Origin of the sequence: Streptomyces sp. NBC_01092, from assembly GCF_045039535.1 — a bacterium.
GTDB lineage: Bacteria > Actinomycetota > Actinomycetes > Streptomycetales > Streptomycetaceae > Streptomyces.
The window spans coordinates 6,066,288-6,078,950 of sequence record NZ_CP108659.1 but is presented as its reverse complement, the minus strand read 5'-3'; the positions used below and the strand labels follow the sequence as shown (position 1 = coordinate 6,078,950).

General features: G+C 68.8%; 14 protein-coding genes. 4 read left to right on the top strand and 10 right to left on the bottom strand.

Features of this window, described 5'->3' with window-relative positions:
• The first annotated feature begins 83 nt into the window (after nt 1-83).
• Nucleotides 84-1,715 (top strand): threonine/serine exporter ThrE family protein, encoded by a 1,632-nt coding sequence (locus tag OG254_RS27745; RefSeq protein ID WP_405586814.1) that lies wholly within the window; start codon nt 84-86, stop codon nt 1,713-1,715.
• 59 nt (nt 1,716-1,774) lie between these two features.
• Here the strand turns inward: OG254_RS27745 and OG254_RS27740 are convergent, their stop codons facing one another.
• Nucleotides 1,775-2,734, bottom strand: a complete 960-nt coding sequence (locus tag OG254_RS27740) for a DedA family protein (protein ID WP_405586811.1) — start codon at nt 2,732-2,734, stop codon at nt 1,775-1,777.
• Between the two features lie 137 nt (nt 2,735-2,871).
• On the opposite strand from OG254_RS27740, the gene OG254_RS27735 reads away from it, so the two are divergent.
• Nucleotides 2,872-3,237: a YbjQ family protein gene (locus tag OG254_RS27735; protein ID WP_351198955.1), complete on the top strand. Its 366-nt coding sequence runs from the start codon at nt 2,872-2,874 to the stop codon at nt 3,235-3,237.
• Between the two features lie 25 nt (nt 3,238-3,262).
• Here the strand turns inward: OG254_RS27735 and OG254_RS27730 are convergent, their stop codons facing one another.
• Nucleotides 3,263-4,024: a MerR family transcriptional regulator gene (locus tag OG254_RS27730; protein WP_405586807.1), complete on the bottom strand. Its 762-nt coding sequence runs from the start codon at nt 4,022-4,024 to the stop codon at nt 3,263-3,265.
• An 88-nt stretch (nt 4,025-4,112) separates the two neighbouring features.
• On the opposite strand from OG254_RS27730, the gene OG254_RS27725 reads away from it, so the two are divergent.
• On the top strand, nt 4,113-5,531 hold the full coding sequence (locus OG254_RS27725; protein WP_405586804.1) for a glutamate decarboxylase: 1,419 nt from the start codon (nt 4,113-4,115) through the stop codon (nt 5,529-5,531).
• 19 nt (nt 5,532-5,550) lie between these two features.
• Here the strand turns inward: OG254_RS27725 and OG254_RS27720 are convergent, their stop codons facing one another.
• From OG254_RS27720 to OG254_RS27700, 5 genes are all read right to left on the bottom strand, one after another.
• Nucleotides 5,551-6,312 carry an ABC transporter permease gene (locus tag OG254_RS27720; protein ID WP_405586801.1) on the bottom strand — a complete coding sequence of 254 codons (762 nt, stop codon included), beginning with the start codon at nt 6,310-6,312 and terminating at the stop codon, nt 5,551-5,553.
• A complete protein-coding gene (locus OG254_RS27715; protein ID WP_405586798.1) occupies nt 6,309-7,289 on the bottom strand; it encodes an ATP-binding cassette domain-containing protein in 981 nt (326 codons plus the stop codon). The genes OG254_RS27720 and OG254_RS27715 overlap by 4 nt, the downstream gene beginning before the upstream one ends.
• Nucleotides 7,290-7,363: 74 nt before the next feature.
• Nucleotides 7,364-8,005 carry a PadR family transcriptional regulator gene (locus tag OG254_RS27710; protein WP_405586796.1) on the bottom strand — a complete coding sequence of 214 codons (642 nt, stop codon included), beginning with the start codon at nt 8,003-8,005 and terminating at the stop codon, nt 7,364-7,366.
• A 69-nt stretch (nt 8,006-8,074) separates the two neighbouring features.
• Entirely contained in the window at nt 8,075-9,535 is a 1,461-nt protein-coding gene (locus OG254_RS27705) for an aldehyde dehydrogenase family protein (RefSeq protein WP_405586794.1), read from the bottom strand.
• A gap of 91 nt (nt 9,536-9,626) precedes the next feature.
• On the bottom strand, nt 9,627-10,451 hold the full coding sequence (locus tag OG254_RS27700) for a helix-turn-helix transcriptional regulator (protein WP_351199017.1): 825 nt from the start codon (nt 10,449-10,451) through the stop codon (nt 9,627-9,629).
• 333 nt (nt 10,452-10,784) lie between these two features.
• On the opposite strand from OG254_RS27700, the gene OG254_RS27695 reads away from it, so the two are divergent.
• Nucleotides 10,785-11,309, top strand: a complete 525-nt coding sequence (locus OG254_RS27695; protein WP_405586791.1) for an ATP-binding protein — start codon at nt 10,785-10,787, stop codon at nt 11,307-11,309.
• A 92-nt stretch (nt 11,310-11,401) separates the two neighbouring features.
• Here the strand turns inward: OG254_RS27695 and OG254_RS27690 are convergent, their stop codons facing one another.
• The 3 genes from OG254_RS27690 to OG254_RS27680 form a co-directional block, all read right to left on the bottom strand.
• On the bottom strand, nt 11,402-11,680 hold the full coding sequence (locus OG254_RS27690; RefSeq protein ID WP_351198941.1) for a DUF397 domain-containing protein: 279 nt from the start codon (nt 11,678-11,680) through the stop codon (nt 11,402-11,404).
• A gap of 132 nt (nt 11,681-11,812) precedes the next feature.
• Nucleotides 11,813-12,298, bottom strand: a complete 486-nt coding sequence (locus OG254_RS27685; protein WP_351198939.1) for an SRPBCC domain-containing protein — start codon at nt 12,296-12,298, stop codon at nt 11,813-11,815.
• Nucleotides 12,295-12,648, bottom strand: coding sequence for a metalloregulator ArsR/SmtB family transcription factor (locus OG254_RS27680; protein WP_351198938.1), 354 nt, complete (start codon nt 12,646-12,648; stop codon nt 12,295-12,297). The genes OG254_RS27685 and OG254_RS27680 overlap by 4 nt, the downstream gene beginning before the upstream one ends.
• Nucleotides 12,649-12,663: the final 15 nt, after the last annotated feature.

The following is a 12,663-nucleotide window of genomic DNA, read 5'->3' as shown; positions in this document are numbered from 1 at the left end:
GTACGCGCACGCGTGCAGCCCGTTCGTGTGTCTGTGCGCATACTGAGTGCGGCAGGAGGTGTCGTACAGGGAGTGCTACGCAGGTGACGGACGCGGAGGACCGCAAGCCGCAGTCGGACGAGGCGAGGATGGCGTTCACGCCGCCCGCCGGGATCGAGGTGGGGGACAGCGAGTCGGAGACCACCTCCGAGTTCGCCCTGCCCAAGGGCCTGGGCGTGCCGCAGCCGCCGGTCCACGAACCCGAGCACTCGGCGTTCAGCACGCCCAGCGGCTACGACGTCGAGGACGTCGTGCCCGCGTTCACCCCCGCCGGCGGCATACCGAAGATCAGCCTGACCAAGGACCTGCCGTGGCAGGACCGGATGCGCACGATGCTGCGCATGCCGGTGGCCGAGCGGCCCGCGCCGGAGCGGATGCCGAAGGCGGAGGAGGAGGGTCCGGCCGTCCCGCGCGTGCTCGACCTGACGCTTCGCATCGGCGAGCTGCTGCTGGCGGGCGGTGAGGGCGCGGAGGACGTGGAGGCCGCGATGTTCGCGGTCTGCCGGTCCTACGGACTGGACCGCTGCGAGCCGAACGTCACCTTCACGCTGCTGTCGATCTCGCACCAGCCCTCGCTGGTGGACGATCCGGTGACGGCGGCGCGCACGGTACGGCGGCGCGGCACCGACTACACGCGTCTGGCGGCCGTGTACCAGCTCGTCGACGACCTCAGCGACCCGGAGAGCCACATCTCGCTGGAGGAGGCCTACGGGCGCCTCGCGGAGATCCGCCGCAACCGGCACCCGTACCCGACCTGGGTGCTCACCTCGGCGAGCGGGCTGCTCGCGGGCGCGGCATCCGTGCTGGTCGGCGGTGACCTGATCGTGTTCGTCGCGGCCATGATCGGCGCGATGCTCGGCGACCGGCTGGCGTGGCTGTGCGCGGGGCGGGGGCTGCCGGAGTTCTACCAGTTCACGGTGGCCGCGATGCCGCCGGCCGCGATAGGGGTCGCGCTGACCCTGGCGCACGTCGACGTGAAGGCGTCGGCGGTGATCACCGGTGGGCTGTTCGCGCTGCTGCCGGGGCGGGCGCTGGTGGCGGGCGTGCAGGACGGGCTGACCGGCTTCTACATCACCGCGGCGGCACGGCTGCTGGAGGTCATGTACCTCTTCGTCGGCATCGTGGTCGGGGTGCTGGTGGTCCTGTATTTCGGGGTGAACCTGGGCGCCGAGCTCGACCCGGATGCGGCGCTGAAGATCTCCTCACGGCCCTACTGGCAGATCGCCGCGTCGATGCTGCTGTCGCTGACCTTCGCGGTGCTGCTCCAGCAGGAACGGTCCACCGTGCTCGCCGTGACCCTCAACGGGGGTGTCGCCTGGGTCGTGTACGGCGCCATGCACTACACCGGTGGGTTCTCGCCGGTTGCCTCTACGGCTGTCGCGGCCGGGCTGGTGGGGCTGTTCGGGCAGCTGATGGCGCGGTATCGGTTCGCTTCGGCGTTGCCGTACACCACCGCGGCGATCGGGCCTCTGTTGCCGGGTTCCGCGACGTATTTCGGGCTGTTGTCGATCGCGCAGAACAACGTCGACAAGGGGCTGGTCTCGTTGGCCACGGCGGCGTCCTTGGCCATGGCCATTGCCATCGGGGTGAACCTCGGGGCCGAGATCTCCCGACTGTTCCTGCGGATCGGGTCCCCGGAGAAGCGGCGGGCCGCCAAGCGGACTCGAGGGTTCTGAGCGCCTGGCAGCTCGGTCACTTCCGGGTGGACGGCGACTGCGGGTTGCCTGAGGGCGTGTCAGTAGCCCTGGTTCGGCGGGTACTGCTGGTGCTGCTGGCCGTAGCCCTGGGGGTACTGCTGGGCGTACGGCTGCTGCTGTTCGGGCTGTTGGGGCTGTTGGGGCTGTTGGCCGTAGTACTGCTGGTCGTAGCCGTACTGCTGCTGATCGTGGTTGCCGTACTGCTGCTGATCGTGGTTGCCGTACTGCTGCTGGCCGTGCTGGCCGTACTGCTGCTGGCCGTGCTGGCCGTTCTGCTGCTGGGGCTGGTCGTCGGGCTCGATGCGGCGGAGCTGGGTCGTCGCGTCGTCCATCGCCTGGGGGTGCTGCTGGGCGGGGGCCGGAGCCTGTGCCGCCGCGCGCTTCTTCTTGGCGCGCTCGCGCAGGACCTCGATGATGATCGGGACCACGGAGACGAAGACGATCAGGATGAGGATCGCCTCGACGTTCGTCTTGATGAACGCGATCTGGCCGAGCCAGTAGCCCGCGAGGGTGACGCCGGTGCCCCAGGCGATACCGCCGATGACGTTGTACGTGAGGAATGTGGCGTACCTCATGCGGCCGGCGCCCGCCACGATGGGGGCGAAGGTGCGCACGATCGGCACGAAGCGGGCGAGGACGATCGCCTTGGGGCCGTACTTCTCCATGAACTCGTGCGCTTTCTCCAGGTTCTCCTTCTTGAAGAGCCTGGAGTTCGGGCGGTTGAAGAGCTTGGGTCCGAAGAACTTGCCGATCATGTAACCGACCTGGTCGCCGATGACGGCCGCCAGGACGATGAGCGTGCAGACCAGCCACAGCGGCTGGCTGATGTAGTTCCCCTCGGCCACGAACAGGCCCGCCGTGAACAGCAGGGAGTCCCCGGGCAGGAACGCGAAGAGACCGGATTCGGCGAAGACGATCAGCAGGATGCCGGGGAGGCTGAAGGTCTCGATCAGATAGTCCGGACTGAGCCACTCGGGTGCGAGCGCAAGCGTGGTCACGGGATTGTGGCTCCTGCGGGGAAGGGGCGGGCGGGCTGTGACTGGCGCGTCAAAAGTATCAACGCCGCGCCGGTCGCCCAGGTTCCATGGACCCGTTCAGGATGCACTGTGCCCCCGCTGGGACAAAGCTGTGAGCCATGGGCATCGAAGAGTACGGCGGCGGGCAGGAACCCCAGCCCGACGTTCTGGTAGTGACCACGAATGACGTCCCCGGACACCGGGTCACGGAAGTCATCGGCGAGGTCTTCGGACTGACCGTGCGCTCCCGGCACGTCGGCAGTCAGATCGGCGCCGGACTGAAGTCACTGGTCGGCGGTGAGCTCAAGGGGCTCACCAAGACGCTCGTTCAGACCCGCAACCAGGCCATGGAGCGGCTCGTCGAGCAGGCACGCGCGCGTGGCGCGAACGGTGTGCTGGCGTTCCGCTTCGACGTGACCGAGGCGGCCGACGTGGGCACCGAGGTGTGTGCCTACGGGACCGCGGTGGTCCTGGCCCGGGAGTGACCCGTGCGGGGTCCCGGGCCAGGGATCACGAGGAGTGCCGGGCCGCGTTCGCGACGATCGCGGCCCGCAGGTGCTCGGCGAGGCCGGGACGCATGGTGTTGTAGAACGCCTTGAAGCGTTCGTCCGCGACGTACATCTCGGCGAGGCACTGGTGCATCTCGTAGCCGCACTCGTAGAACCACGTGCCGATGTGCTGCCGGTGTTCCTCGGCGAGGTCCATGGCACGCTCACCGGTCGGCGGTTCGTCGGCGGCCACGAGGGCGACGTAGCGCTCGCCCCACTCGGCCGCCTCCGCCTGCATCCGCTTCCAGTCCTCCTTGGTGTAGCTCGCGGCGCGGCGCTGTGACTCGGCGTACGCCTCCGTGTTGCCCCAGCGCTGTTCCGTCTCCTCGGCGTACTGCTCCGGGTCGTTGTCGCCGAAGACCTCGAAGCGTTCCTCCGGCGTGAGATTGATCCCCATCTTGCGTGCCTCCATGGCGTGCTCCACGGCCTCCGCCATCTTGCGCAGCTTCTCGATCCGGGCGGTCAGCAGCTCGTGCTGCCGGCGCAGGTGTTCGCGCGGGTCCGCGGCCGGGTCGTCGAGCAGGGCGGCGACCTCTTCGAGCGGGAAGCCGAGCTCTCGGTAGAACAGGATCTGCTGCAGCCGGTCGAGGTCGGCGTCGTTGTAGCGCCGGTGGCCCGCGTGGCTGCGCTCGCCGGGTACGAGCAGGCCGATGTCGTCGTAGTGGTGCAGGGTGCGCACCGTCACGCCGGCGAAGGCCGCGACCTGTCCCACGGAGTAGCTCACTTCCGCTCCCTTCTCGGTTCACGCTTCACACTGGGTCCTTACGTGGCGTGAGGTGCAAGCCGGGCGGCTCGGTTCTACCGTCGATTGCATGCCACTGCATCGTGGGAACAGCGAAGCACCGGACAAGGACGGCCTGCGCAGGCTGTCCGTGAATCCCTTCTACGGCGAGGCGAACCCGGTCGGCGGCATGACGGAGGCCCCGCCCACGCATCGGCTCCCCGACGCCCCCATGTCGCCGTGGTCGGCGTATCAGCTCGTGCACGACGAGCTGATGCTGGACGGCAACTCACGGCTGAATCTCGCCACCTTCGTCACCACGTGGATGGAGCCGCAGGCGAGCGTGTTGATGGCGGAGTGCCGAGACAAGAACATGATCGACAAGGACGAGTACCCGCGCACCGCCGAGCTGGAGCGGCGCTGTGTGGCGATACTCGCCGATCTGTGGAACGCGCCCGACCCGTCGGCGGCCGTGGGCTGCTCCACCACCGGCTCCAGCGAGGCCTGCATGCTCGCCGGGATGGCGCTGAAGCGGCGCTGGATGCGGCGCAACGCCGACCGTTACCCCGGCGCGCGCCCCAACCTGGTGATGGGCGTCAACGTCCAGGTCTGCTGGGACAAATTCTGCAACTTCTGGGAGGTGGAGCCCCGGCTGGTGCCGATGGAGGGCGAGCGGTTCCATCTCGATCCGCAGGCGGCGGCCGAGCTGTGCGACGAGAACACCATCGGCGTCGTCGGGATCCTGGGCTCGACCTTCGACGGTTCGTACGAGCCGATCGGGGACCTGTGCGCCGCGCTCGACGCCCTCCAGGAGCGCACCGGGCTCGATGTCCCGGTGCATGTCGACGGGGCGTCCGGCGCCATGGTGGCGCCGTTCCTCGACGAGGACCTCCAGTGGGACTTCCGGCTGCCACGGGTCGCCTCGATCAACACCTCCGGGCACAAGTACGGCCTGGTCTACCCGGGCGTCGGCTGGGCCCTGTGGCGGGACAAGGAGGCGCTGCCCGAGGAGTTGGTGTTCCGCGTCAACTATCTGGGCGGCGACATGCCGACGTTCGCGCTGAACTTCTCGCGGCCGGGTGGGCAGGTCGTGGCGCAGTACTACTCGTTCCTGCGGTTGGGGCGGGAGGGGTTCCGGGCCGTGCAGCAGGCCGCGCGGGACGTGGCCGGGAAGGTCGCCGAGGCCGTGGAGCAGCTCGGCGATTTCCGGCTGGTGACCAGGGGTGACCACCTGCCCGTGTTCGCGTTCACGACGGCCCCGGAGGTCAAGGCGTATGACGTCTTCGACGTCTCGCGGCGGATGCGTGAGGCCGGCTGGCTGGTTCCGGCGTACACGTTCCCGCCGAATCGCGAGGACCTGTCGGTGCTGCGGGTGGTCTGCCGCAACGGCTTCTCCACCGATCTCGCCGAGCTGTTCGTGGAGGACCTGAGCCGGTCCCTGCCGGAGCTGCGCCGGCAGCCGCGCCCCTACACCCAGGACAAGGGCGCGGCCACCGGCTTCCACCACTAGGGCCTGTCCGGCGGGGCCGTCAGCGGCTCAGGCGCGCGAACCGCCGTACCGCCAGCGGGAAGAACACCGCCAGGAGCACCAACGGCCACAGGATCGCCGCGCCGAGGTGTTCGGTGCCGGTGCCGCCGAACAGGTCCCGTACGGCCGTCGCCGTATGGGACATCGGGTTCCACTCGACGACCGTGCCCAGCCAGCCGGGCATGGACTCGGGCAGGGCGAGGGCGTTGGACAGGAAGCCGATCGGCCAGACCAGGATCTGCACGGCCTGCACCAGCTCCGGCTTGCCGGCCACCAGGGCCAGCTGGATGCCGATCCACAGCATGGCGAAGCGGAAGAGCAGGAGCAGTCCCACGGCGCCCAGGAAGGCCCCCGGGCCGCCGTCCGCGCGCCAGCCGAGCGCGAATCCGACGCCCATGAGGACCAGCAGGGCCAGCGCCGACTGGAACATGTCGGCCACCGAACGGCCCACCAGGACCGCCCCGTTGGTCATCGGCATGGACCGGAAGCGGTCGATCACACCCTTGTTGAGGTCTTGGGTGACCGCGATCATCGTGCCCTCGAGGCCGAAGGCCATGGTGAGCGCGAGCATGCCGGGGACGAGGTAGTCGATGTAGGAGCCGTCGACGCCGCGGCCGCCGCCGATGAGGTAGCCGAACATCAGCAGCAGCATCACGGGGAAGACCAGGTTGACCACGACCTGCACGGGCTGGCGCGCCCAGTGGGCGAGTTCGCGGCGGGTCATGGTCCAGGAGTCGGTCAGGGCGTAGGCGTTCGTGCTCATGCGGGCTCCTTCACGCGGTGGTCGTCCCCGGTGAGGTGCAGGAACACCTCGTCCAGCGTCGGGCGGCGCAGCGCGACGTCCTCGGCCTCGATCCCGGCCGCCTCCAGGGCCCGTACGACGCCGGAGAGCGCCGCCATCCGGTCGGTGACGCGGGCGCTGAGCAGCCGGCGGTCGGGGTCCACCGAGACGGCGTCCTTCGGTACGGGCAACAGGGCGACGGCGGCGCCCAGTTGGCCCGCGTCGCGCAGGACGACGTCGATGCGGTCGCCGCCGGTCGTCGCCTTGAGCTCGTCCGCCGTGCCGTCGGCGATGACCCGGCCGGCGTCGACGACCGAGATGCGGTGGGCCAGCTGGTCGGCCTCCTCCAGGTACTGGGTGGTGAGCAGGACCGTGGTGCCGCCGCCGACCAGGGAGCGGACGGCGGACCAGACCTCGGCGCGGCCGCGCGGGTCGAGGCCGGTGGTGGGTTCGTCCAGGAAGAGCACCTCGGGGTCGGCGCCGTGCCGGTCGCCGATGAGAGACGCGGCCAGGTCGAGGCGGCGCCGCATGCCGCCGCTGTACTGCTTGACCGGCTTGCGGCCGGTGTCGGCCAGGCCGAAGCGCTCCAGGAGCTCGCCGGCACGCACGCGCGCGTGGCGGGCTCCGAGGTGGTAGAGCCTGCCGAACATCTCCAGGTTCTGACGGCCGTCCAACTCCTCGTCCAGGGCCGCGTGCTGACCGAGGAGGCCGATGCGCAGGCGCACCTCGTACGCCTGGCGCAGCACGTCGTGTCCGGCCACCTCGACGCGGCCGCTGTCGGGCCGCAGCAGGGTGGACAGGATGCGGACCAGGGTCGTCTTGCCCGCGCCGTTCGGGCCGAGCACCGCCTGCACGGTGCCCCGCGCGACCGTGAGGTCGAGCCCGTCGAGTGCGTACTTGCCGGCTTTGCCGCCGTACTTCTTGCGTGCCCCTTCGACGATGATCGCCGTGTCGGCCACTGAGAACTCCCTTGCTAGTCAAAGTTGACTACCAGCCCGAAGCTAGTACCCGGGAATCAGATAGTCAAACTTGATTAGCGGTCGTCCTCCGGATGCCGCTCCCCCGTCGCGTACGGGTTCTCCTGATCCTCGGCGAGGACCCCGACGAACGGATCACCCTCCCCGGCGAAGGTGTACGCGCCGCCCTCGATCCGCGCGATGAGCCCCTGGGTCCACTCGGCCTCGGCGTCGGCGGTGTGGACCCAGAGGTTCATGATCTCGCCGATGTGGCCGAGCTGGCCGGGGCCCGCCTCGGGCACATAGTGCTCGGTGACGGCGGAGCGCCACTCCTCGATGCGCCGGATGCGCTCCTTGAGCAGGGCGACCGTCTCGCCGCGCGGCAGGTCGACCATGAAGCCGATGGCCGCCGACTTGACGTCCATCTTCTGGTCGTAGGAGGTCAGCGCCTCGCGGACCAGCCCGAGGTACTCCTCGACGCCCTTCTCGGTGATCTCGTACTCCGTGCGCGGCGGCCCGCCTGCCGTGGACGGCGCGATCTCATGGGCGTGCAGCAGCCCCTGCTTCGCCATCTGCTTCAGGGCGTGATAGATCGAGCCGGGTTTGGCGTTGGACCACTCGTGCGCGCCCCAGTACTCCAGGTCGTTGCGCACCTGATACCCATGGGCCCGCCCGTGCTGCCGGACCGCACCGAGCACGAGGAGACGGATCGCTGACATGCGCTCCAGGTTATGACCGCGCCGGGCCGGGGCCGAGGTCAGCCCCGGAACGCGCCGCCGAATGTCGGATCAGAACGGGAAGCCGCTGCGGCCGTGCTGCACCGAGATCCACTTCATCGTCGTGAACGCGTCCAGCATCGTCTCGCCGTTCAGACGGCCGAGCCCGGAGTGCTTCTCGCCGCCGAAGGGGACGATCGGCTCGTCGTGGACGGTGCCGTCGTTCACGTGGAACATGCCCGTGTCGATCTGCTTGGCGAAGGCGACGCCGCGCTCGATGTTCCCGGTGTGGACGGCGCCGCTCAGGCCGTACGGGGTGTCGTTGACCAGGCGTACGGCCTCCTCCTCGCCGTCGAAGGTGGCGAGGAAGGCGACCGGGCCGAAGACCTCCTGCTTCAGCAGGGGCGAGTCGGCCGGGAGGCCGGTCAGGACCGAGGGCTCGACGAGGTTGTCCGTCGTCGTGCCGTGCACCAGGGCCGTGGCGCCCTCGGCGATGGCCTGCTCGACGGTGGCCGAAATGGCCTCCGCCTGGGAGGAGTTGATGACCGGGCCGATGACGGTCTCCGGGTCGCGCGGGTCGCCGGCCTTCAGCGACTTCACCTTGGCGACGAACTTCCCGGTGAACTCGTCCGAGACCGAGCGGTCCACGAGGACGCGGTTCGCGGCCATGCAGACCTGGCCCTGGTGGACGTACCGGCTGAAGACCGCCGCGTCGACGGCGTAGTCGATGTCGGCGTCGTCCAGGACCACCAGCGCGCTGTTGCCGCCGAGTTCGAGGACCGAGCGCTTGAAGTGTGAGGCGCAGACGGTGGCGACGTGGCGGCCGACCTTGTCGGAGCCGGTGAAGGAGATGACCTTCGGGACCGGGTGCTCGATGAAGGCGTCACCGATCTCGGCGATGTCCGTGATGACGACGTTGAGCAGACCGGCCGGCAGGCCCGCGTCCTCAAGGATCTTCGCGACCAGGGAGCCACCGCAGATCGGCGTGTTCTGGTGCGGCTTGAGAACGACGGCATTGCCGAGCGCGAGGGCCGGGGCGACCGACTTCAGCGACAGCAGGAAGGGGAAGTTGAAGGGGCTGATCACGCCCACGACGCCGACCGGCACGCGGTAGACGCGGTTCTCCTTGCCGTCCACCGGCGACGGAATGATCTTGCCCTCGGGGCGCAGCGCCAGATGGACCGCCTCGCGCAGGAACTCCTTGGCGAGGTGCAGCTCGAACGCCGCCTTCAACCGGGTGCCGCCGAGCTCGGCGATGATCACCTCGGTGATCTCCTGCTCACGGTCCTCTATCAGGCGCAGTGCCTTCTCGAAGACGGCGCGGCGGGCATAGGGGTTGGTCGTGGCCCACTGCTTCTGGGCGCGCGCGGCCGCCTGGTAGGCGTCGTCCACCTCGTCGACCGTGGCTATGGTGATCGACGCCAGCTTCTCGCCGTCATACGGGTTGAAGTCGATGATGTCCCAGGAGCCGGTGCCCGGGCGCCACTCACCGTCGATGTACTGCTGAGCCAGGTCGGTGAAGTAGGACGACATGTGATCCCTCAATCCCTAGCAGACCCGCGATCGGCACGGCCGCCATCGCGCTCGTCTTCACGGTCTGATCACACGTCATCGTACTTGCGATTCAAGAGAGTTGAAGGAGACCCCGGAGAAGATCCCGGCTCTCGTCCGGGCCCGGACTGTCCTGCTGGAGCTCCTTGAGCGCCTTCTCGTACTGGGCGACGTCCTCGTGCTTGTCGAGGTAGAGCGCGCTGGTGAGCTGCTCCAGGTAGACGACGTCCGACAGGTCGGACTCGGGGAAGCTCAGGATGGTGAACGCGCCGGACTCCCCGGAGTGGCCGCCGAAGCCGAACGGCATGATCTGGAGCCGTACGTTGGGCCGCTGGGAGATCTCGATGAGGTGCTGGAGCTGACCGCGCATCACCTCGCGGTCGCCGTAGGGGCGGCGCAGGGCGGCCTCGTCCAGGACGATGTGGAACTCGGGGCCGTTCTCGTCGGCGAGGTACTTCTGCCGCTCCAGGCGCAGCGCCACGCGCTTTTCGATGTCGGCGGCGCTCGCGCCCTTCATGCCGCGCCGGACCACCGCGCGGGCGTAGGCCTCGGTCTGCAGCAGGCCGTGCACGAACTGCACCTCGTAGGCGCGGATGAGACTGGCCGCGCCCTCCAGTCCGACATACGTGGGGAACCAGCTGGGCAGGACGTCCGAGTAACTGTGCCACCAGCCGGCCACGTTGGCCTCGCGGGCGAGGGACAGCAGCGAACCGCGCTCCTGTTCGTCCGTGATGCCGTACAGCGTCAGCAGGTCCTCGACGTCACGCGTCTTGAAGCTCACCCGGCCCAACTCCATGCGGCTGATCTTCGACTCGGACGCACGGATCGAGTACCCCGCCGCCTCGCGTGTGATCCCGCGCGCCTCCCGAAGTCGCCTCAGTTGCGAGCCGAGCAGCATGCGCCGCACCACCGATCCGGGCTCTCCCGCGCTCACGTTCGCCAGCCTCCCCAACCGTCTTCAGGGCCCGCAGTCTGCCACTAAATCACTTCGAGCAGTACTCGCCCGATTACAGAGATGGAAAGAAGACAAGGATTTCACCCAGGAAGGAGACATCGGAACGCAAGGAGAGGGAAGGAAGTTGGCGGAAAAAATGGCCAACAAGCGGTACGGGAACGTCCAATTCGGTCACGTGCACGTGCATCTGCCCTTGCATCTGCCCTTCGCATCGGAAACCATGGTCCCGCGCCACCGCTGCATCGCAACGACCGCGAACTCCCGGGAGTGCCTCGCATGGGGACGAATGGATCGACCATGCTCGAGCCGTTACGGCAGGGCCTTCCGCCACTGGATCCCGCAGCCGTCTCCAGCGCCGCCTCCTGCGCTCTGCCCGCCCGTTACGAAGCGGTGCGCGAGGCACGGAAGTTCACCCGCCGCACGATGGACCAGTGGGACCTGGGCTATCGCTTCGACGACGTCTGCCTCGTGGTGTCCGAGCTGGTGACCAACGCGCTGCGGCACGCACTGCCGGCCGGTGCGCAGCGGTCGCCGGAGCAGACGCCGCCCGTGCGGCTGCATCTGATGCGGTGGACGGAGCGGCTGGTGTGCGCGGTACGCGACCCCAGTCACGACAGTCCGGTGGCACGCGACTCCGACGACTTCTCCGCGGAGTCCGGGCGCGGTCTCTTCCTCGTCGACTCCTTCAGCGACAGCTGGGGATGGCAACCGCTGGCGGGTGCGCTCAGCGGAAAGGTGGTCTGGGCGCTGTTCCGGCTGCAGCCGGGGCAGGCGACCACAGGTGGTTCGGCGGACTCATGAACCGCGGCGCTCGATGGCGCCGCGGTTCTACGCGCGTTACCGAGCGATAGGCGAGGATTACCCCCAGTTGTGCACCCGAGTGGGAGGGTGTGTCAGCCCGCGACCAGGTGGTCGAACTCGCCGTCCTTGACGCCGAGGAGCATGGCCTCGATCTCGGCGCGGGTGTAGACGAGCGCCGGGCCGTCCGGGAAGCGCGAGTTGCGCACCGCCACGTCCCCGCCGGGCAGCCGCGCGAACTCCACGCAGGAACCCTGCGAGTTACTGTGCCGGCTCTTCTGCCAGGCAACCCCGTTCAGCTCCGTGGCCGCCATGCCGTTGTACACGTCGTGGTCCACAGGTCGCTCCCCGGTGGTGCGGTGGCTCGAGGCCATTGAGGCAAGAGGTGGTGCAGTGATGCGGAAGTCAACTGCTTCCGGATCATAGCTCTGTTCACGTGCAACTGCATGAGCAGATGCACGTGCACGCGGGGTGTTCCTGTGGTTACTCCTGTGACGTACGCGGGCCTACATGCGTTCCAGCGTTTGCCCCAGCGATCGCATCACATGCGTCCGCCAGCCGCCGCCCATGATCTTCCTGGCCATGAGCTGAGCGGGGTCGTCCGGATCGAATCCCTCGTGCACTAGGAACAGACGCGTTCCGCGCCCTTCTTGTTCCAAACGCCAAGTAACCCTCCACTTGGCGGAGTTGGCCGGAGAAGGGTCACTCCATCCCAGGCTCAGCATCCGCCCGGCCTCGTACGCCAGGACCTCCACCTCGACGGTGCCGGAGAAGTCGGTGTTGGGCCGCGGCACGGAGGTCATCGTGTACCGGTGCCCGATCTCCAGCCGGAAGCCCTCGACGCCCTGCATCTGCCACTGCACGAGCAACTCGGGCTCGGTCAGGGCACGCCAGACCTTGGCGGGCGGGTGCGCGAAGTACTGGTCCACGCGGATGACGGTCAGGTCGTCGTCGGGCTCGGGGCCGAGGTGGGGGCCGGGTTCGGTGCTCATGTCGGCTCATCGTCGGGCATGCGGTCGAGCAACGCGCCGAGGCCCTTCATCCGGTCGCGCCAGAACCGCTCGTACGGATGGAGCCAGTCCTGCACCTCGGCGAGGGGGGCCGCCTCCAGCCGGTAGATGCGCTGCCGGCCGGAGCGCTCCTCGGAGACGAGGCCGGCGTCCCGGAGCACCTTCAGATGCTCCGAGAGGCTGGGGCGGCGCATGTCGAAGTGATCGGCCAGGACCTGGACCGGCTGGGGCCCACCGTCGCGCAGCAGCCGCAGCACCTCGCGGCGGGTGCCGTTGGCGAGCGCTGCGAAGACGCGGTCCTCCATGGCCTCCCGGGCCCCGGTCGCAGTCATGCCCTGCCCTTTCCG

Coding starts and splice junctions, on each gene's coding strand:
- OG254_RS27735 (WP_351198955.1), top strand. CDS start 2,872: ATGGGCATCGAAGAGTACGGCGGCGGGCAGGAACCCCAGCCCGACGTT.
- OG254_RS27710 (WP_405586796.1), bottom strand. CDS start 8,005: ATGTCAGCGATCCGTCTCCTCGTGCTCGGTGCGGTCCGGCAGCACGGG.
- OG254_RS27690 (WP_351198941.1), bottom strand. CDS start 11,680: ATGGCCTCGAGCCACCGCACCACCGGGGAGCGACCTGTGGACCACGAC.
- OG254_RS27725 (WP_405586804.1), top strand. CDS start 4,113: ATGCCACTGCATCGTGGGAACAGCGAAGCACCGGACAAGGACGGCCTG.
- OG254_RS27680 (WP_351198938.1), bottom strand. CDS start 12,648: ATGACTGCGACCGGGGCCCGGGAGGCCATGGAGGACCGCGTCTTCGCA.
- OG254_RS27685 (WP_351198939.1), bottom strand. CDS start 12,298: ATGAGCACCGAACCCGGCCCCCACCTCGGCCCCGAGCCCGACGACGAC.
- OG254_RS27695 (WP_405586791.1), top strand. CDS start 10,785: ATGGGGACGAATGGATCGACCATGCTCGAGCCGTTACGGCAGGGCCTT.
- OG254_RS27700 (WP_351199017.1), bottom strand. CDS start 10,451: ATGCTGCTCGGCTCGCAACTGAGGCGACTTCGGGAGGCGCGCGGGATC.
- OG254_RS27720 (WP_405586801.1), bottom strand. CDS start 6,312: ATGAGCACGAACGCCTACGCCCTGACCGACTCCTGGACCATGACCCGC.
- OG254_RS27705 (WP_405586794.1), bottom strand. CDS start 9,535: ATGTCGTCCTACTTCACCGACCTGGCTCAGCAGTACATCGACGGTGAG.